The organism is Pseudoalteromonas sp. 2CM28B (genome assembly GCF_023161935.1).
On sequence record NZ_JALNTH010000030.1, the window covers coordinates 43,834 to 65,143 of the forward strand.

Here is a 21,310-nt window from a genome sequence, read left to right on the forward strand (position 1 = left end):
ATTTTATTGAGTCCTTTCTATCAACTAAAAAAATGAGGACAATTGACCTTATAAGCTTTTACAAATTAGATATCACACTTACTAGGATGCCTCGATGCAGATAAATGTAAAATATTCGCTTTCATTAACACTTTTAATTAGTGCAATATTTGCAAGCACAGACTGTAATGCGTGGGGGCAAAACGGCCACCGCGTTGTTGGAAAAATTGCAGAGTCGCACATAAGCGAAACCACCAAAGCTGCACTTATTCCTTATCTTAACGGTGAATCTTTAGCACAGGTTTCCACATGGCCAGATGAAATGCGCTCTGCACCAGGTGATTTTTGGCAAAAAAAGTCATCACGCTGGCACTATATTAACGCAGATGACGATGCAAAATTTAGCTTTAACCACGACCACACTAAACACAAAGAATCAGTAACAAACATATTAGAAGGGATTCACTATTCAATTCAAGTATTGAAAGATGATAAAGCGAGCCTTGCAGCAAAGCAGTTTAGTTTACGTTTTTTAGTGCACTTAGTCGGCGACAGCCATCAACCATTTCATGCAGGTAGAGCTGAAGATAGGGGCGGTAATCGCATTCAGGTTTCTTTCTTCAACCAACAAACCAATCTTCATAGCTTGTGGGATACTAAGCTAGTAGAAAATGAAAATTTATCTTTTACTGAATATGCTCAATTTATAAATACCAACAACAGCGAACTAATTAGCGAGTATTTACATAGTACGCCAACAAGCTGGCTAGAAGAGTCACATAACCTTGCTTTACAAATATACAAATCAACAGATGAGAATATTAGCTACGACTATATTTTCACTAACACCCCTATTGTGAAAACCCGCTTGCAACAAGCTGGCATTCGCTTAGCTGGATTGTTAAATACGTTATTTGATCCTGCTAACACGCAATCAAAAATGGCCTTAACACAGCAAAAACAAAATTAAATTTAGTTTCTAACTTAAATCATCTACATGGGAAATCAACATTATGACTAAGCTTCGCCTTTCGAAATTAACTGGGGCTGTAATTCTAGCTCTAGGAGTTTCAACAAGCGCTATGGCTGCTGACACTTCATCTGCAATGCGTGGTAAAATAACCACACCTTCAGGTGCGAGCGCTGCAAACGTTAAAATTAAGGTTGTTCATCAACCAACCGGCACAATTAGTGAACTAACGACCAATGAAAGTGGTACTTTCATTGCGAATGGTTTACGTGTTGGTGGACCTTACACTGTGATCATCGACTCTGATACGTTTAACGATACCACCGTTGAAAACATCTTTTTAAACCTTGGCGAAACTTACAGATTAACATCGCAATTAGCGCCGCTAAACATTGAAAAGATTGAAGTCTCTGGTTATAAAATTGTACAACAGTCAGGTGGCTCTAGTAGTACGTTTGGCGAAGATACTATCAATAATATGCCTAGCTTTAACCGTGACATTAAAGATATCGCACGTTTAAATCCGCTTGCGAGTATTAATGGTAATGGTGAGCTAACTTTTGCTGGCAGCAACCCACGTACGAATGGTTTAACCGTAGATGGTATTGGCCAAAATGATGACTTTGGTTTAAGTTACGGCGGCTACCCGACTTCACAGCCTCCGGTAGCCCTTGATGCAATTGAGCAAATATCTGTTGATGTTTCTCCATTCTCTGCTTCTAAAGGTAACTTTGGTGGTGGTACTATTAACGCGGTAACTAAGTCAGGTACTAACGAATTTAAGTTTTCTGGTTTTTACGAAACATCAACACCTGATATTGCAGGCGATGTAGACAGTATATCTCAAGTGTTTGCTGATAACCGCCCTGTTTTAGATGACGATGGCCACCGTACATATATTGTCGAACAAGTAGAGCCAAATCAAACTGAAAAACGCTACGGTTTTAATGTTGGCGGCCCACTTATAGACGATACCTTATTTTACTTTGTTAACTACAATAAATGGTCGAGCGAACTAGATTTAGACTATGGTTTTGAAGGTTCAGGCGCAACCAACGAATACGATGTGAGTGAAGAAAGCTATAACCGCTTTCTTAATATTCTAAATAACGAATACGGGTTAACCGATTCTCTTGGTGGCGACCCTAAAGACACCAATGAAACATTACTTGTAAAATTAAGCTGGAACATTGCTGATGATCATCGTTTAGATTTTACCTATCAGTGGCAAGATGACAAAGATGAAACAAACTTTGGTACTGGAGGTACATCAGTTCAGCTTGCATCAAGTCGTTACACATACGCCACTAAGTTTAATAACTTTGCAACCAAATTATACTCGGATTGGAACGAAGACTTTTCAACTGAAATCGGTATTGCATACAAAGATGTATCATCAAGAAGTTTAACAAATTCTGATATTGGTAGCGTTAAAGTTGAAGAATACTTCCGCGGACCTTCTTATAACTTTGGTATCGATGAGTTTCGACATGCCAATAGCTCAGCAACAGAAAATTTAACACTTTCTCTTGATGCCACTTATTTGATGGACGAGCATGAAATTAACTTTGGTATGCAATATGAGTCGTTAAACTTATACAACCTTTTTGCAGCTAATTCACTGGGTTCATGGGAGTTTGATAACTTTAATGGTTTTGAAAATCGTGAAGTAGGTAACTACAAAGGAGAATACGATTTTAGTTACAGTAATGCTTATACAAATAACCCGAACGATACTGCTTACGATGCAACTCGTAATCAATTAGCGCTTTACATTGAAGATACTTTTTATGTTGGTGATGATTTAGAAGTAACGGCAGGTGTTCGTTATGAGCGTTTATCTTCTGATGATAAACCAACACTCAATGAAAACTTTTTAAGCACCTATGGCTTTAGCAACCAAGAAAACCTAGATGGTTTAGATATTATACTCCCACGTATTGGCTTTAAGTATTACGCAACTGAAGCGTTAACAGTTAACGGTGGTGTAGGTCGTTTCCAAGGCGGTATTCCTAACGTTTGGTACAATAACTCATTCCAAAACGATGGCATTACTTTTGTAGATGCACCACAAAGCGTTATTGACGAATACTATGCTAATAATCAAGCTGATATCACTCAAGTACCAGACGCTATAAAAGGGTCACTAGTACAAGGTGCGGGTAGTACAAACTATGTTGACCCAAATTTTGAACTACCGTCAAGTATTCGTGCACAACTTGGTTTTGAGTACGACTTTGATTCTGAGTTACTAGGCGAAGGCTTTAAATGGCAAGCAGAAATTGCTTATCACAAAAAAGAAAACGAAGCTGTGTGGCATAACACCGCCATTAAACCTGTAGGTGTAGCAGCCGACGGCGAACGTATCATCTATGAAAGTATTTACAACGGTGATTTAGCTGATAACTTTGATATAGCAATGACTAATTCAGCAGAAGACGGTCGCTCTGTTATTTTTACAACAGCACTTGCTAAAGAGTGGGAAAATGGCCTTTATATTTCAGCAAGCTATGCACATCAAGATGTAACAGAAGCGTCTTCAGGTTCTTCTTCACGTGCACAAAGCAACTATCAATACAATATTACTAAGAGCCGTAATGAAGACTTTGCTGCCCGTGGTGCGTATGAAGTAGAGCATAGCTTTAAAGTTAATTTAGCGTATAACACTGAGTTCTTCAGTGGTTATGCCACAAGATTTAATGTGTATTTCGAACGTCGCTCTGGTCGTCCATTTAGCTATACTATGGGTATGTATGAAGATCGTGACTTAGGTGATACGCGTGACTTTTATTCAAGCTCAGCTTATTTAGCGTATATTCCAACTGGTGCAGATGATACCAATGTAAATTGGGATGAATCAGGGCTATCATGGAGTGAACTTGAAACACTACTTAATAGAGCGGGTATTTCTGAGCGAGGTCAAATCTTAGATCGTAACTCAGGCACGCAACCATGGGTTACCACTATGGATATTAGCGTTAAACAAGAGATCCCTGGTTTTGCAAAAGGTCATAGCGGTGAGGTTTACTTTATGATTGATAACTTTGCTAACTTATTAAACAGTGATTGGGGCGTAGAAAAGCGCTTAGGTTTCTCTGACCAAGCAGTTTACGACTTTGGCGGCTTAGACGATCAAGGTCGTTATATAATTGATAGCAGATTTAATGGCGCTGATGTTCGTAACTATAGCCAATATCAAACTAGCTCGTCTGCTTGGCAAGCTAAAATTGGTGTTAGCTATAAGTTTTAATACATAGCCTGTACATCAAAAACTCGTAAAATAAAAAAAGCCATTACATGCATGTAATGGCTTTTTTTATGGAAAAAATCACTTTTCATCTGTTTGTCATAAAAACTACTTACTATTTGCACGGTAAAATATTGAAACATAGATAAAATGCTAAATTTCATAAATAAAGTGTTTTATAATAAAAAAATTACAGTTGTATTTTATTTGTAACAAACAAATGAGGTACACTATGCAAGTATTTTGGGTTAAGTGTATTTTGCGGTCGCTTAAGCCAAAATTAAAATAAAAAAGCTATTAAAAGTTTATTTAACTACACGGGAAAATAAAATGAAAATTCAACTTCGCAAAACAGCTCTATCACTTGCTATAGCAGCATGTGTTGGTGTGAGTGGTGCTGCAATTGCAAACGAAACAACCTCAGCAATTAAAGGTCAAATAACTGGACCTAACGGTAACCCTGCTGCAGGAACTAAAATTACTATTTTACACGTTCCTTCAGGCTCTGTTAAAACAACTGAAGTAAATGACGCAGGTTACTTTACTGCTAAAGGACTTCGTGTTGGCGGCCCTTACAAAGTAATCGTAGACTCAGACATCTACGCTGACCAAGAGTTCAATAATATTATCTTGAACATTGGTAGCGACTACCCTGTTAATACTTCACTTGAAAATATCTCAGATGTTGAACAAATTGTAGTAACTGGTCGCCCTATTAGCACTATGTCTGGTGGTACGGGTCCTGCTTCAACATTCACATTAAGCGATCTTGAAAATCAACCAGCTATTAACCGTGATTTAAAAGATATTATTCGTATTGACCCTCGCGTTGCTATCGATGATAGCCGTGGTTCAATCAACTGTGGTGGTGGTAATCCACGTTTTAACAGCTTAACCCTTGATGGCGTTCGCATGAACGATAACTTTGGTTTAAGCTCAAACGGTTACCCTACTATTCGCGCTCCGTTCTCTTTTGATTCAATCGAGCAAGTAGCGGTAGAATTAGCCCCTTTTGATGTTCAATATGGTGGTTTCACATCATGTAACATCAACGCTGTGACCAAATCTGGCGGCAACGACATTCACGGTGGTGTATTCTACGATTACACTAACGATTCAATGAAAGGCGATAAGATTGAAGGTAATGACGTTGACAACGGCGATTACAGTGAAAAACGTTATGGCTTTAATGTTGGTTTACCGCTAATTAATGACACGCTGTTCCTTTTCACTTCTTACGAAAAACTTGAAGGTGTTAAACAGTTTAACTATTCATCTTTAGTGTCTTCTGCAGAAATTGATGAAATTAAACAAATTACACGTGATGTTTATGGTTACGAAGCCGGTGCTACACCAGCAAGCTCACCAGTAGAAGATGAAAAAATCTTAGTGAAGCTAGATTGGAACATCAACGATGATCACCGTGCTAACCTAATTTATAACTACAATGATGGCTTTACTTTATCGCAATCAGATGCAGATGGTGATGAGCTCGCATTTGACAGCCACTTTTATGAGCAAGGTGCTGAGTTTACCTCAATCGTTGCATCACTTTACTCTGATTGGAATGACAACTTTTCAACTGAAGTTCGTTTAGGTAAATCAGAGCTTGACGCTCGCGTTCAATCTTTAGACGCAGCAAGCGGTTTTGGTGAGTTCCAAATCAGCACAGATAATGCCACGGTGTACGTTGGTCCTGATGACTCTCGTCAATCAAATGATTTAAACTACGATACCACAACAGCTAAATTCTCAGGTACCTACTACCTTGATCAGCACACGATTACCGCTGGTTTTGAGTATGAAAAGTTAGAAGTATTTAACCAATTCGTACAACATACTGAAGGTGAATGGCGTTTTGCTTCGATTGACGCATACAGAAATGGGATTGCTAATGCAGTTTATTATAATAACTCTGCAAGTACGAATAACCCAAATGATGCAGCTGCTAACTTTGCTTATTCACAAAATACATTTTATGTACAAGATGAATACAGCTTTTCAGATATCGATGCATCATTAACATTTGGTCTTCGTTACGACAGCTATTCAAGCGATGACAAACCAACATTAAATCAGAATTTCACTAATCGTTACGGTTTTAGCAATCAGTCTACTTTTGACGGTATTGATTTAATTCAACCACGCGTAGGTTTTGAGTGGTATGCAACCGATGCACTAGAAGTACGTGCGGGTGTTGGCTTGTTCTCAGGCGGTAACCCTAATGTATGGTTGTCTAACTCATATTCAAATGATGGTATCACCAATATTGGTGCTTATATCAGCGATATCAGTAATTCTTATAAAGTTGGTTCTGGTGATGATGAAGTCACTCTAGTTGACCTATTTGATACGCCAAATGTAAATGGTGGTACTCCAGGTTACGACGTTCCACAAGATATGTTTGACAAAGTAGCCAATACTGAAATTGGTTCGGGTGATGCTACAACGAACGCGGTAGATCCTAACTTTGAAATTCCATCAGAGTGGAAGTACTCTTTAGGTGCTACATATACTACAGAAAACGACTATGTTATTGCTTTGGATTACCTTTACACTAAGAAGCGAGATGCAGCGACTCTTGTAGATATTGCTTTACAAGATTCTGGTAAAACTACTTTTGATGGTCGTCCTATCTATGAAAGAAAAGAAGATCCATTAAATCCAGGTAAATATCGTAGTGGTGAACTATTACTAACAAATGTGAATGGTGATAGTGGTGAGTCTTCAATTATATCTGCTGCAGTAAGTAAAGCGTTTGATAATGGCGTTAGCGTTCAGTTCTCATACGCTTACACTGATGCAGATGATGTAAACCCAATGACTAGCTCTGTAGCCAGCTCAAACTACGGTAACCTAGCAACATCAAACCCAGGTAACCCTGGCGTGGCATCATCTGATTACGAAATCCCACATCGCTTTACATTAAACCTAGGTTATAAACACGAGTTCTTCGATGGTTATAACACTCGCTTTAACCTATTTGGTGAAGCATACAAAGGTTTACCATATAGCTTTACCTACAAGAGTAATCGCGACACGGGTGCGGGCGATATTCAATTTGGTGATAGAAACTCTAATGGCGCGCGTCAATTATTGTATGTACCACTTGAAAATGATCCAAACGTTGTCTACAACATGAGTGCTGATGAAATCAATGAGTTTAATGACTTTATCGCATCTGAAGGTCTTAAACGTGGTGAAATCACTGGTCGTAACCAACAGAACTCTGATTGGTTCGTGAAATTTAACTTTAAAATCACTCAAGAAGTACCTGGCTTTATGGATGGCCATAAAGGTGAAGCATTCTTCGTAATCGATAACTTAACGAATATGTTAAACGATGATTGGGGTGTATTAAGAAAAGGCTCTTTCGTGGGTAATAAGATGGTTGAAGTAAATATTAATGACCAAGGTCAATACGTTTACTCAAACTTCAGTGCACGTAGTGCTGAACAGTCTGTACAACGCGATGCCTCTTTATGGGAAATGCGTGTAGGTGTTCGTTACACGTTCTAATTTGATTGATTAAATTAGTGTATTTAAAAGCCCACTTTGTGGGCTTTTTTATGCCTGTAATTTATTTTTTAATTTATCAAAAATAGCGATTAACTGGCGTTGTTCATCATCCGACAGGCAGCTTAATAATTCACATTCCCACTGCAATGCCTGTGGCGTTATTTTTTCATACAAAGCCATACCCTTATCAGTTAACATTAAAAATGCAGCGCGCTTATCATGCTTATTTAACTCACTATAAATAAGCCCTTTATCTATTAGCGTTTTTACTGCCCTTGATACTGTCGACTTATCCATATCTGCTTGAGTACATAACTGCTTTGCTGTGCTTTGGCCTGATTGCGCTAAATTAGCCATTATTCGCCACTGAGGAATAGTTAAATCAAACTCTTTTTTATAAATACTCGAAAAATCATTACTTACCTGTGTTGCTAAGTGTGTTAATTGATAAGGTAAAAATGTCGTTAAATCTATTTTCATATTGAATCACTTATTTATTTACATACGACTTTTATTTGTTCACTTTTATTTACAAGGGTCATAATCAGTGTGTTTGATATTAGTCTCACTTGAGAGTATCTTAGCGTAAATAACAAAAATATAACACTCCCCCACTTTCACAGGAGTCAGTAATGGCGACACAATTAAACTATATGACCGGCTTTGGCAATGAATTTGAAACCGAAGCGCTGCCTGGTGCATTACCGATTGGGCAGTTTAGCCCGCAAAAAGTAAAATACGATTTATACGCTGAACAATTTAGTACCACCGCATTTACCGCGCCGCGTGCTGATAACCGCCGCACTTGGATGTACCGTATTCGCCCATCGGTTGTCCAAGATGATTACAGCGCAATTGATAACGGTTTAATTCGCACCGCCCCAATTACCGAAGTCCCGACTCCACCTACAATGCTTCGTTGGGATCCAATTGATATTCCAACCACACCAACCGATTTCATTGATGGTTTGATCACTATGGCTGCAAACGGCAGCGCCAATGGCCAAACAGGAATTGGCATCCATGTTTATGTAGCGAATAAATCAATGACTGATCGTTATTTTTATAATGCCGACGGCGAAATGTTATTTGTACCACAACACGGCGAGCTATTACTTAAAACAGAACTCGGGCATTTAAGTATTAAAGCCGGTGAAATTGCGGTTATTCCGCGTGGCATTAAGTTTCAGGTGCAGCTATTAACTGATACAGCGCGTGGGTATATTTGTGAAAACTACGGCCATGCTTATGTTCTTGCTGAGCGCGGCCCTGTTGGCGCAAATGGTTATGCTAATGACCGTGACTTTCACTATCCAGTAGCGGCTTTTGAAGACATTGAAGGCGAATTTGAACTTATTGCTAAATTTAATGGCAATATGTTTCGTTGTGATATTGGTCATTCTCCTCTTGATGTTGTTGCTTGGACAGGTAACAGCGCGCCTTACAAATACGATTTGGCTCGCTTTAATGTCATGAATACCGTTAGCTTTGATCACCCCGATCCATCAATTTTCACGGTACTAACCTCGCCATCAGGCACTGAAGGCGTTGCAAATATTGATTTTGCTATTTTTCCACCGCGTTGGATGGTGGCTGAAAACACCTTCCGCCCGCCTTACTATCACCGTAATATTATGAGTGAATTTATGGGCTTAATAGAAGGCGTATATGATGCAAAAGAGCATGGCTTTGTGCCAGGTGGCATGAGCTTACATAACTGTATGTCGCCGCATGGTCCTGAAGCAGACGTATTTGAAAAAGCGTCAAATGCGGACTTAGAACCACAACGCTACGATAATACGTTGGCGTTTATGTTTGAGTCACGTTATGTAATATCGCCGACTAAATACGCATTAGAAGGTAAAGAGCGCCAAGCTAATTACACTGATTGCTGGCGCACAATCAAAAAACACTTTAATGGCAATCAAGGATAATTAGATTATGAAGCTTTATACTTATTTTCGCTCATCGGCAGCATATCGTGTGCGCATTGCATTAAATCTCAAAAATATTGATCACCAGTTGGTGCCAGTAAACTTACTAAAATCAGAGCAACAAAGCACAGATTACTTACAGAAAAACCCTCAAGGACTTTTACCTTCTTTAGAAACAGAAGACGGCGTATTAGGTCAATCTCTAGCAATTTTAGAGTACCTTGAAGAGCAATACCCTGAAACACCATTGCTGCCTGGTAATGCATGGCAAAAAGCACACATTCGCAATTTAAGTTATGCTATTGCCTGTGATATCCATCCGATTGATAATTTACGGGTACTGAAATATTTAAGTAGTGAGCTCAATGTTGATGATGAAGCAAAAAATAAATGGTACCGCCACTGGGTTGAAGTGGGTTTTGAAAAAATAGAACGCATGCTAGATAGCAAAAACACATTTTGTGCAGGCGACTCGCCAAGCTTAGCTGATGTGTGTTTAGTACCGCAGGTATTTAATGCCATTCGTTTTAAAGTAGATATGGCTGCCTACCCTAAAATAGCAGCCATATATCAGCGTTGTAATGAGTTGGCAGCTTTTGTTGATGCAGCCCCTGAAAATCAACCTGATGCAAACTAATAAAGTAGATTAACTTTTTAGTACACTGTGTATTACCGTTACATGCTCAATTAAATCTAAGCCCAGTTCGGTTAAATAGCCACCATCTGGGCTGTCTATCACTCCCTTATCAAACAAACGCTGTGCGGCACTTAACAAAGCCGGCTCAGCATCAGAATGGAGTTTAATTCCTTGCATTTTGCTCTCGCGTGGAAATTTTGCTAATAGCGTAAATTCGTCAATCATGGTTTGATTAAATAGCATATGTGTTCACCTTTTTATTGTTCTGTGTTTTACTGAAGTTGTCTTACTTACCCTAGCATGTTTTTTTGCTAAGTGTAGTTATTTTAAACACCTTGAGGTTTTTGATGCGTTCTTATTTTACTTCGTTTATTACTGTTTTATGCTTGTGTTTTTCAGCTTTAAGCTTCGCTAGCACAATAAAAACGCTTCCTGTTGTTGATGCTACCCAGCTTATAAACACAAACACTCAGTGCTGGTATGATAATAAACGTTACAGCGAAGGAGCTATACTGCAGGTTCACTCAGTTTCACTTATTTGTGCTGCAAAGTACCCCCAACATAACAACAGTCAATTGATTTGGCTAAAGCTTGATAAGCAAGGTAACCTTATTTACCCCAAGAAACCTGCAACTATTACTATAAATTAATCAAGGTTAACAATCTGGAATCTGCCAGCCACCTCCAAACTATTAAGATGCGGCGGGATACGTTACAATACATGCAGTTTAAAAAAGCAGTGTGACTATGAATAATCAACCAAAAAACCCGCTTCATGGGGTAACTTTAGAGCAAATTCTTGTTGAACTAGAACAACGTTTAGGCTTCAAAGCAATGGGCGAGCAAGTAAATATCAAATGTTTTACAGATTCGCCAAGTATAAAATCAAGCTTAAAATTTTTACGTAAAACGCCTTGGGCAAGAGATAAAGTAGAAGCGCTTTATATCCATACCATTAATAACAAGCCGTTACGTAAGCCTAGAAATAAACCGACTAAGCAGTCAGAATCCTCGCAACCTGATACATCAGGTTTTGTATGGCCTTCTATTAAAAAATAAAAGGCTCATAAAATAACAATGGCGTAATACATACGCCTTTCTAATCAGGTGTTTGCTCTTGGCATATTACATTTAACGACGCAGGGTTAATGCTCACCACCACTTTATCTGCAGATTTAACCTCGCCATCAATCACGTAATTTAGCGTTTCATCTGCGCTTATTTCTACACATTTTGCATTGGTATAATGCGAGTTAATAGCAAGATGCGTTTGCGTAATACTGCTAAACATCAGCTCAGCAATACTTAATACCGTGGTTTCATTATCTTTGTTTGGCGTTAACCAATTTACATCCAATAACCCATCGCGGTGGTCGGGTTGCCCGCCCCCTTGCGCTAATAACGTAGTGAATGGGGCAGCATTTGCCACAATAAAACTATTTGTATTAATAGTCTCAGGCTCATTATCATCTAATTTAACTATTAGCTGTTGCGCTTTATTTTCGCCAAATGAGTGTAAAAAACCATTTAAATAAGCAAGTTGACCTGATTTATTTTTAGACTCTCGATCCGCTTTTTCAATCATTGCATGCTCAAAGCCAATACCAATTAATAATAGCATCAGCTCATCATTACAATACGCGGTATCAATAAGGTTAGCTTGACCATCAATGATTAAATCACATGCTTGCTCAACAGGAATAAATTTAGATTTTATCCCCATTAATACATGAGCGAGCGCATTTGCTGTGCCCAGTGGTATTATTCCTAATCGACAAGAAGTACCTACCAACACACTGGCAACCTCAGTTACAGTTCCATCTCCACCACAAGCAATAATAATATCGGGGTGGCTTTCTATAGCCTGTTTAGCCAATGTAATGCCATTTTGTTCTGGCGTAGTTTTTAAAATGGTTAAATCGTAATACGCAGATAAACGCGCAACAATTAAATGCTCTTTTTCAGACCACAACTTAGTGCCTGAAACCGGATTAGCAATTAAGTACGCTTTGTTTTTTATCAGTAGCTCCCCCTTACGGTGGCGCTTAACTAAATGGCGTAATTGGCGTTTATTAAGGTTAGCAGTTTCACGTGTTTCTTTGATTTGTGCCAGAATATCATGTACATCCGCATCTTTATTTTGACTCAATAAATACGCTGCCATAACAAACACCGAACGTCCGCGACCTAATGCACAATGCACCACAACACGACGGTCTTTCTTTATATGGTGATGGATCCAGTTAATGGCTTGGTTTAACTGTGAATGTGTAGGCACACTGTGATCAAGAACAGGAATATTTAAATAATCAATATTTTCTTGGGTAGATGTCCACTCAAGCCCATCAAATTCACAGGTAACGTCCAAAACAGCGGTAATACCATTTTCTTTTAATGTGTCTATATCTGAGGGGAACAAACGACATGCTAAAAATAGATTATCGTTTATTTGTTGAATAGGCGGTACTTTGTCGCGCTTGCGTGACCACGCATTATAAAATTGTGCACCTAATAAAAAAGGTACAAAAGCCCAGCGAATGTAAAAAGGGATAACGCCATTTTCTCGCTTTCTGAATATTTTCCCCGCATTAAAAAAATAAGCACCGCTGACTAATAGTAGCGAAAGTGCGGTCCAAAAAAACGCAACTGCAAAGTAAATGGAGTTAACCGTTAATCCTAAGACTATAAATACCAATGCTGTTACAAGATAACTTACTGCAGCCCACATGTGCTCTCCTTAAAGTTGGTAACGCAAAATTAATGCTTTTAATATAACTCAAAGACTGCAAGTAATACGCCAAAAAGCAACTATTCTTGTTTACTGTATTCAGGTATAAAACGCAAGCTTACAACAAACCGCCATAAAAACCTAATACATTGATAATACTAAGTTATATTTTTATTTTCGGTTTCCATTTCAGCTATTCAAAGCTAGTCTTTATTTATAATATTAACCTTAAAGGTGTTTATAGCTAAGACTAGCCCTTTCTTTTTTACAATTGTAACGGTCAAATATTCATGGTTACTTAATAACTTAGCGTATTAATTATCAAACGGCATAAGTAATGTTTTCATCGCTGGACGCAGTGCAATAAGCACGGTTTCTTCTGTTAACTCAGGAAACAGCATTTTTCGTAATAACAATCCTGCCATCACTGAAAAAATCACATTAATGCGGCTTTCAAGTTCTTGCTCTGAATGTGATTTTATTAAACTACTTTCACTGACTAATAAATCACGCATTCTGTTACGTGCTTGCGTGTCAGCCTCACGCAGTAATAAAGCGACTTTTTTGTTTCTACTGGCCTCTGCCATCATGTCTAAGTCAACAACGCAGGCCCCCGTGTCCATATGACGCTGCACACCATGGTGTAAGCCATCAAGTAACACCGTTAAAATATCGCCAGGTTGATCTTCAAACTCTTGAAATATGGAAAACATTTCTTCCATATCTTGTTCAATAATACTTTCAATTATGGCTTCTTTACTTTCAAAGTAATTATAAATATGGCCGGCACTCATCCCTGCCGTTTTAGCTATTTCTGCCATACCTGCGCCATGGTAGCCTTTGCGACGAAAACAATCAGCAGCGGCGGTTAATACCTGCTCGCGACGCGCTTGTGCTTGCACCGGATCTAGGTGTTTTTTATTTTTAGGTTTCATTTGAAACTCCAGTATCGAGTCTCTCAGCTCGAAATATTTAGCGTTTACTGCTTTGATCACAAAAAATAAACGCTAAACGGGTATTACTTTAATCACGCATAAAACCTTTTATTGTTAACAGGCTTTATGCGTACTAATTTACTTAACGGTTGAAGTAGTGGTCTGCCAGCCGCCGCCAACCGCTTTGTATAAATTGATTTGGCTTGCAAGCACAGCTTGTTGGCCCGTGATCAATTGCTGCCTTGCGCTATACCAAGTTCGCTGAGCGTCAAGCACTTGCAAAAAGCTATCAACCCCTTTGTCGTAGCGCGCCTGCGATAATTCAAAGGTTGTCTTTCGGCTTTGTAATAACTCCTCAAGAGCCATTAACTGTGCGTTATAGCCTTCTCTATCCGCAAGTACATCAGCAACTTCACGAAATGCTTGCTGTATTTTTTGCTGGTACGTTGCTACAGCAACTTGTTGCTCTGCGTTAGCGACATCTAAATTTGCTTGATTTCGACCCATATTAAAAATAGGTAAATTTACCGATGGCATGAAGCTCCATGTGCCTGAGCCTGCATCAAATAAATTACTTAAATCACGTGATGCAGTTCCTGCATTGGCAGTTAAACTAATGCTCGGGTAAAACGCTGCACGGGCAATACCAATGTTAGCGTTAGCGGCTAACAGCTGATGCTCTGCTGCTTTTATATCTGGTCGCTGCGTTAGTAAATCAGAAGGTAAACCCACAGGCACACTAGGTAAGTCTAATAAATAATTTAATGACTTACTTGGCAGTAAATCCTCACCTACCGTTTTACCTACTAATAAATCAAGCGCGTTTTTATCGCGTTTCACTAAACGTTGGTATTTAGCAATATCAACTTTCGCTGTGGCTACCGTACTTTTAAGTTGTTCCAGCGTAATTTTAGAAGCTGCCCCTAAATCAACACTTTTTTGGGTTAATGATAAGGATGCTTGCTGCGATGATAACGTCTCTTGTGCCAACGCTAACAACTGTTGATCGGTCGCGTAATTTAACCAAGCATTAGCAAGCTCTGCAATTAACGACACTTGCATGGTGTATTGGCTCAGCTGAGTGGAATAAAGCGTTTGTAATGCTTGCTCTGACTGATTGCGTACTTTACCCCATAAATCTAACTCGTAAGCCGTCATGCCTACCGTTGCACTGTATTGAGAGCTTATTTGTGGTTGACCACTTGCTGATAAATCGCCGGGTAAACGCTGACGACTTCCTGATGCATTAAAATCCAGTGATGGATATAACGCTGAATCTTCAATCTGATACAAACCACGCACGCGCTGAACATTTAAAGCAGCTATTTGTAGGTCTTTATTATGTTCAAGACTTTGTGATATCAGTGTTTTAAGTTTTTCATCATTAAAAAACTGCTGCCATTTTAACGAGGACACCTGCTCATCCCCTGTCTCTGATGCATACGCATCAGGGACAGGTAAATTTAGCGCTTCTTGTTGAGGAGCTAACTGACATCCAGATAAAATTGCTAAAGTAAAAGCACTAAAACTGATTGCTCTTAAACTCATTATACTTCCTCCTGCGAGGTGGTTTTAGCTTTTCCTGAAAACAGTCTACGTACTAAAACAAAAAACAACGGTACAAAAATAACAACCAATGACGAGGCGGCAAGTGTTCCACCAATAATTGAAATACCTAATGCATTTTGTGCACCTGAACCAGCACTTGAGGCAATAGCTAATGGAAGCACACCACACACAAAGGCCATTGAGGTCATTAAAATAGGACGTAAGCGAAGGCGTACAGCGGCAATCGCCGAGTCAACTAAGCTTAAGCCTTCTTCCATTTTATGAATCGCAAACTCAACGATTAAAATGGCATTTTTAGAGGCTAAACCTATGGTGGTTAATAAACCCACTTGTAAGTAAATATCGTTTGATAAGTTACCCATAAAGGCGGCTACAATCGCACCAAAAATACCCAGTGGCACAATTATCATTACTGCAAATGGTACTGACCAACTTTCATAAAGCGCCGCTAAACATAAGAATACAAATAACAGTGATAATCCATATAACAACGGCGCTTGACCGCTACTTGAGCGCTCTTGAAACGAAATACCAGTCCACTCAGAGGCAATACCGTTAGGTAGTTGCTTGACTAAACGTTCCATTTCATCCATTGCTTGCCCTGTACTGTAACCTGGCGCAGCTGTTCCTTGAATTTCCATAGCAGAAAAACCATTATAACGCTCAAGACGTGGCGAACCATAGGTCCAATGCGAACTGGCAAATGCTGAAAATGGCACCATATCACCGCTAGCATTACGTACATACCACTTGTTTAAATCCTCTGGCACCATTCGCGATTCAGCATCGCCTTGTAGGTATACTTTTTTTACACGGCCGCGATCAATAAAGTCATTTACATAACTACTACCCCAGGCTGTTGCAAGCGTGCTGTTAATATTAGCTTGCGAAACGCCCAGTGCCTGAGCTTTTGCAAGGTCTACATCAAGCTGGAGCTCTGGCATATCTTCTTGGCCATTAGGTCGTACGCCCGCGAGAATTGGGCTTTGGCTTGCTAAGCCTAATAACTGGTTACGCGCGGCCAGTAGAGCCTCGTGGCCAAGTCCAACACGGTCTTGTAAAAACATATTAAAGCCATTGGCTGTACCTAGTTCCACAATCGCTGGCGGCGGAAATGCAAATACAAACGCTTCTTTAATGGTAGAAAAATAGCCCATTGCTTTACCTGCAACTGCTTGCACAGATAAACCTTCGCCTTGACGCTCATCCCAGTGCTTAAAGTTAACAAAGGCAATTGCTGAGTTTTGGCCAGAACCTGCAAAACTAAATCCAGTCACCGTGAAAATACCATTTACAGCATCCGATTGATCGTTCAAAAAGTGTTTTTCTACTTTTTTAACTACTTCAAGCGTTTCTTCAGTCGTTGAGCCTGCTGGTAATGACACCTGATTAAACAAAATACCTTGGTCTTCATCTGGTAAAAATGCCGTTGGTAAGCTTGAAAAAATATACACCATACCCGCTACAATAAGGCCATAACATAAAAGATAGCGCTTAGATAAACGGATCATACGACTGACAAGACTTTGTGCGCCTGAATTAGTTTTATCAAATCCGCGGTTAAAACCACTGAAAAAACGACCGAATAACGAGCTGTTATCGTGAACATGGCTTGGTTTTAAAAGCGTAGCACACAACGCAGGTGTTAAAATAAGCGCCACCAATACCGATAGTCCCATTGCTGATACCAACGTAATAGAGAACTGACGATAAATAACCCCAGTAGAGCCACTAAAGAACGCCATCGGAATAAATACCGCCGACAGCACCATAGCAATACCCACTAGCGCGCCTTTAATTTCATCCATTGATTTACGTGTTGCCTCAAGCGCAGAGAGTTTTTCTTCGCTCATTACACGCTCAACGTTTTCTACTACAACAATGGCATCATCAACCAGTAGGCCTATGGCAAGTACCATGGCAAACATGGTTAATGTATTTATTGAATAGCCAAACGTGTACAAAATACCAAAAGTACCGAGTAACACCACCGGCACAGCAATCGTTGGAATAAGCGTAGCGCGGAAGTTTTGTAAAAACAGATACATAACAACAAAAACTAGTACCACTGCTTCTATTAAGGTATGAACCACTTTTTCAATCGATAGTGATACAAAAGGGGTGGTATCGTAGGGTACAACAACGTCTAATCCCTCAGGGAAAAACGCTTTAAGCTCTGCAATCGCAGCTTTTACACCTTCAGCTGTATCAAGGGCATTGGCGCCACTGGCAAGCTTAATACCTAGGCCAGATGCAGGTTTTCCATCGTAACGAGCTACAACACGGTAGCTCTCGCCACCTAGCTCCACACGCGCTACATCTTTAAGGCGAACAAACGAGCCATCAGCGTTTGCTTTTACTATAATTTGTTCAAACTCTGCTGCGGTTTGCAAACGGCTTTGTGCTGTTACCGTTGCATTGAGCTGCTGGCCTTCAACCGCTGGCATGCCCCCTAATTGACCAGCAGATACCTGCGCATTTTGCGCACTAATTGAGGTGCTAATATCAGCAGGGGTTAATTTGTAGTTTTGCAACTTAGCTGGGTCTAACCAAATACGCATAGCATATTGAGAGCCAAATAGCTGAACTTCACCCACCCCTTCAACACGCGAGATAATATCTTGCACATTAGATGAAACATAATCACCAATGTCGATATTGGTCATGCTGCCATCTTTTGATACAAAACCTAATACCATTAAAAAGTTACGTGCAGACTTAGCCACCGATACACCTTGCCTTTGCACTTCTTCTGGTAAAAGCGGTGTAGCTGTGGCTAACTTGTTTTGCACTTGTACCTGTGCAATGTCTGGGTCTGTATCGGCGCTAAATGAAAGCGTAAGCGTAGCCGAACCACTCGACTCAGACGTAGATGACATATACAACAAGCCATCTAGTCCTTTCATTTTTTGCTCTATAACCTGGGTAACCGTATCCTCTAGGGTACGAGCTGATGCCCCTGGGTAAGTAGCGGTAATGCTAATTGCTGGCGGTGCAATTGACGGGTACTGTGCTATTGGTAAACTTTGAATAGCCAACACACCTGCAAGCATAACCACGATAGCAAGCACCCACGCAAAGATGGGTCTGTCGATAAAAAATCGTGACATTAAAACTCTCCGTTATTGCGTTTTGTCGGCTGTTGCAGACGGTGAAACTTCTGAAGGGCTAACTGGCGCACCTGGGCGAATTTTTTGTAAGCCTTCAACAATTACTTTATCGCCATCAGCTAATCCAGCGGTAACTAACCAGTTAGAGCCAATCGTTCTATCTACTTTTAACACACGGCTTTCTACGGTGTTTTCTTTACTTACAACCATCGCTGTTGGCTCACCTTTGGTGTTTCGGCTTACTCCACGCTGCGGCACTAAAATAGCGTCTTGTTTTACACCCTCAACCACTGAGGCACGTGCATACATACCCGGTAGTAATAACTTATCTGGATTTGGGAATTTAGCGCGTAAAGTTACCGACCCAGTGCTTGGGTCTACAGTTACTTCAGAAAATTGTAACGTGCCTTTAATTGGGTAAATAGAGCCATCTTCCATTTGCAGCTCAACGTTGGCTTGTGTTTTTGAGTCAACACTTAGTGAACCAGAAGAAATGGCTTTTTTAAGTTGAGTTAGCTCGTTGCTTGATTGCGTTAAGTCAACATAGATAGGGTCAAGCTGAGTAACGGTTGCCAGTGCCGTTGTTTGATTAGCACTTACAAGCGCACCAACAGTAACGTTCGATTTACTAATTTGACCACTAATCGGAGAAGATACATGGCTGTAATCTAAGTTTATTTGTGCAGATTTAAGCTGTGCTTTTGCTGTTAATAGCTCGGCTTGTGCTTGCTTGTATGCTGCATCGGCTTCATCAAAGTCTTGCTGGCTTACCGCTTTAATTTCTAGTAATTCTTTATAACGCGACGCTTTAGATTTACTGCTTGCAATACTAGCCTCTGCGCGCGCAACGGCCGCTTTGCTGGCTGCGAGTTCTGCTTCATAAATGTCAGGATTAATTTGATAAAGCGCTTGGCCTTGCTCAACCTGTATGCCTTCTTCAAATAAGCGAGATTGAACAATACCACTTACTTGAGGACGAATTTCAGCAATTTGAAACGCACTAACACGCCCTGGTAATTCTTTTTTAAGTGTAATAGCTTGGCTTGTTAAGGTGACCACACCAACAGGTGTCGCTGCAGGAGCAGAAGCCTTAGGCTGTTCAGCAACCTGATCACAACCACTTAAAGCAACAGAACCAACGAGGGCCGAAAATACAAAAAAAGCGATGCGGGAACGCTGCATGTAAAATACCTTTTAGTTTAGAATGAACGATCATTCTAAACTAAAGTAAAGCAATTAAAAATAGCTACTGAGCAACATTTACACATTTTTACAATTGAATAGATAAGTAACACAAATAACAGCTGAGTTATTTAAGCAACACCCATAAAAAAAGCAGTCAATGAACTTTCATTGGCTGCTCTTAAGCTATGTTGGCTGTCATTATTCGTTGTCAGTATTAACTCTAGAGACTAGTAATTGCTCAATACGAATTCCTTCCACGTCCACAACTTCAAATTTAAAACCTGCAAATAAAACAAACTCTGCGCGTTTAGGAATATGTTTCATGGTATAGATTAAATATCCGGCCACGGTTTCATAATGATTTTGATCAGGAAATTCATCAATTTCAAGTACCTTCGCCAGCTCAACAATCGGGGTTAAGCCATCTACTAACCAAGAACTCGCGTCGCGCTCAATAATTAACTCTTCACTTTGATGAGTAATTAAATCGCCCATAAAACCTTTCATTAAATCTTTAACCGTAACAATCCCAACCACCAAAGCATACTCATTAACTACCACCGCAAAAGGATGTACAGCGGTTTTGAACGCATTTAACGCTTCAGATAAACTCAATGTTTCGGGCAAGAAAAAAATATCTTTATCAAGCATGTCATCGTTAATATTTGCCGCCTCACCTTTGAGTACTTGGCGTAAAATATCTTTAGACTCAACAGAGCCAATTAACTTATCAAGATTGCCTTTGCACACTAAAAAGTGATTGTGCGGGTGATCTATAATTTTATTTGCTATATCGTCGCTAGATTCATCAATGTCAAAATAAACAATTTGCTCACGCGGTGACATAACGCTTGATAAAAAACGCGCTTCTAAATCAAATACATTTCCTATTAAATCATACTCTTGTTGCTGTAAACTGCCATATTCAGCACCAGCATCCATCATCGCAACAATATCTTCAGTGGTCACAATATCTTCACGTTCACTGGGCACTTTAAACACCCGTAAAACAATATTGGTTAAGCCATTAAAAAATAGTACCAGTGGCGTGAGCGCAAAAGTAACCCAGCGCATAATTGTCACCACTCTCACCGCAACGGCCTCAGGTAAAATCATCGCTAAACGCTTTGGTAGTAAATCGGCAAATAAAATAAATAACGAGGTAATAATTAAAAACGATAATACAAAGCTAATTTGCCCAAGTAATGGACCTTGATAAAACAGCTGTAGTATTTCTTGCATATAAGGAGACAATGCTTGCTCGCCAACAATCCCGCCTAATATCGCAATCGCATTGAGCGTAATTTGGATCATGGCGAAAAAAGCCCCAGGCTGCTCTTGCAGCTTTAAAACCGCCAAAGCGTGAACATTGCCCTCGTCCGCCATTACTCTTAACTTAATTTTGCGTGAAGCGGCAATCGAAATTTCTGACATCGCAAATAACGCACTCATCAAGATTAATAACGCAATCCCGATTAAATCACCCATTTATAACTC

General features: G+C 39.8%; 15 protein-coding genes. 7 read left to right on the forward strand and 8 right to left on the reverse strand.

The window, feature by feature from the left end; translation table 11 throughout:
- Window positions 1–94: 94 nt before the first annotated feature.
- From MTN96_RS27460 to MTN96_RS27470, 3 genes are all read left to right on the forward strand, one after another.
- Window positions 95–949, forward strand: coding sequence for a S1/P1 nuclease (locus MTN96_RS27460; protein WP_248533429.1), 855 nt, complete (start codon window positions 95–97; stop codon window positions 947–949).
- A gap of 43 nt (window positions 950–992) precedes the next feature.
- A complete protein-coding gene (locus MTN96_RS27465) occupies window positions 993–4,199 on the forward strand; it encodes a TonB-dependent receptor (RefSeq protein ID WP_248533431.1) in 3,207 nt (1,068 codons plus the stop codon).
- A gap of 327 nt (window positions 4,200–4,526) precedes the next feature.
- Window positions 4,527–7,715, forward strand: coding sequence for a TonB-dependent receptor (locus MTN96_RS27470; protein ID WP_248533433.1), 3,189 nt, complete (start codon window positions 4,527–4,529; stop codon window positions 7,713–7,715).
- 48 nt (window positions 7,716–7,763) lie between these two features.
- On the opposite strand, the gene MTN96_RS27475 is transcribed toward MTN96_RS27470, so the two are convergent.
- Complete coding sequence (locus MTN96_RS27475) at window positions 7,764–8,195, reverse strand: MarR family winged helix-turn-helix transcriptional regulator (RefSeq protein WP_138563393.1); 432 nt, start codon at window positions 8,193–8,195, stop codon at window positions 7,764–7,766.
- A gap of 152 nt (window positions 8,196–8,347) precedes the next feature.
- On the opposite strand from MTN96_RS27475, the gene hmgA reads away from it, so the two are divergent.
- Both hmgA and maiA read left to right on the forward strand, forming a co-directional pair.
- Window positions 8,348–9,649 carry a homogentisate 1,2-dioxygenase gene (hmgA, locus tag MTN96_RS27480; RefSeq protein ID WP_248533435.1) on the forward strand — a complete coding sequence of 434 codons (1,302 nt, stop codon included), beginning with the start codon at window positions 8,348–8,350 and terminating at the stop codon, window positions 9,647–9,649.
- A 7-nt stretch (window positions 9,650–9,656) separates the two neighbouring features.
- Entirely contained in the window at window positions 9,657–10,286 is a 630-nt protein-coding gene (maiA, locus tag MTN96_RS27485) for a maleylacetoacetate isomerase (protein WP_138626290.1), read from the forward strand.
- A gap of 9 nt (window positions 10,287–10,295) precedes the next feature.
- Here the strand turns inward: maiA and MTN96_RS27490 are convergent, their stop codons facing one another.
- Window positions 10,296–10,529 (reverse strand): TIGR02647 family protein, encoded by a 234-nt coding sequence (locus MTN96_RS27490; RefSeq protein ID WP_036983885.1) that lies wholly within the window; start codon window positions 10,527–10,529, stop codon window positions 10,296–10,298.
- Between the two features lie 104 nt (window positions 10,530–10,633).
- On the opposite strand from MTN96_RS27490, the gene MTN96_RS27495 reads away from it, so the two are divergent.
- Both MTN96_RS27495 and MTN96_RS27500 read left to right on the forward strand, forming a co-directional pair.
- Window positions 10,634–10,936 carry a DUF1496 domain-containing protein gene (locus tag MTN96_RS27495; RefSeq protein WP_248533437.1) on the forward strand — a complete coding sequence of 101 codons (303 nt, stop codon included), beginning with the start codon at window positions 10,634–10,636 and terminating at the stop codon, window positions 10,934–10,936.
- A gap of 97 nt (window positions 10,937–11,033) precedes the next feature.
- Complete coding sequence (locus tag MTN96_RS27500; protein ID WP_010389056.1) at window positions 11,034–11,345, forward strand: VF530 family DNA-binding protein; 312 nt, start codon at window positions 11,034–11,036, stop codon at window positions 11,343–11,345.
- A gap of 40 nt (window positions 11,346–11,385) precedes the next feature.
- On the opposite strand, the gene MTN96_RS27505 is transcribed toward MTN96_RS27500, so the two are convergent.
- The 6 genes from MTN96_RS27505 to MTN96_RS27530 all read right to left on the reverse strand — a co-directional run bounded on the left by MTN96_RS27505 (window position 11,386) and on the right by MTN96_RS27530 (window position 21,301).
- Window positions 11,386–13,014 carry a diacylglycerol kinase family protein gene (locus MTN96_RS27505; protein WP_248533439.1) on the reverse strand — a complete coding sequence of 543 codons (1,629 nt, stop codon included), beginning with the start codon at window positions 13,012–13,014 and terminating at the stop codon, window positions 11,386–11,388.
- A 314-nt stretch (window positions 13,015–13,328) separates the two neighbouring features.
- Window positions 13,329–13,949, reverse strand: coding sequence for a TetR/AcrR family transcriptional regulator (locus MTN96_RS27510; RefSeq protein WP_008112329.1), 621 nt, complete (start codon window positions 13,947–13,949; stop codon window positions 13,329–13,331).
- 138 nt (window positions 13,950–14,087) lie between these two features.
- A complete protein-coding gene (locus MTN96_RS27515; protein WP_036983880.1) occupies window positions 14,088–15,497 on the reverse strand; it encodes an efflux transporter outer membrane subunit in 1,410 nt (469 codons plus the stop codon).
- The gene (locus tag MTN96_RS27520; protein ID WP_036983879.1) at window positions 15,497–18,628 is read right to left on the reverse strand and encodes an efflux RND transporter permease subunit; all 3,132 of its coding nucleotides are present in this window, start codon (window positions 18,626–18,628) and stop codon (window positions 15,497–15,499) included. Before MTN96_RS27520 ends, MTN96_RS27515 begins: the two co-directional genes overlap by 1 nt.
- 12 nt (window positions 18,629–18,640) lie before the next feature.
- Window positions 18,641–19,810, reverse strand: a complete 1,170-nt coding sequence (locus tag MTN96_RS27525; protein WP_248533441.1) for an efflux RND transporter periplasmic adaptor subunit — start codon at window positions 19,808–19,810, stop codon at window positions 18,641–18,643.
- Window positions 19,811–20,011: 201 nt separating this feature from the next.
- Window positions 20,012–21,301, reverse strand: a complete 1,290-nt coding sequence (locus tag MTN96_RS27530) for a hemolysin family protein (RefSeq protein ID WP_036983877.1) — start codon at window positions 21,299–21,301, stop codon at window positions 20,012–20,014.
- Window positions 21,302–21,310 lie beyond the last annotated feature (9 nt).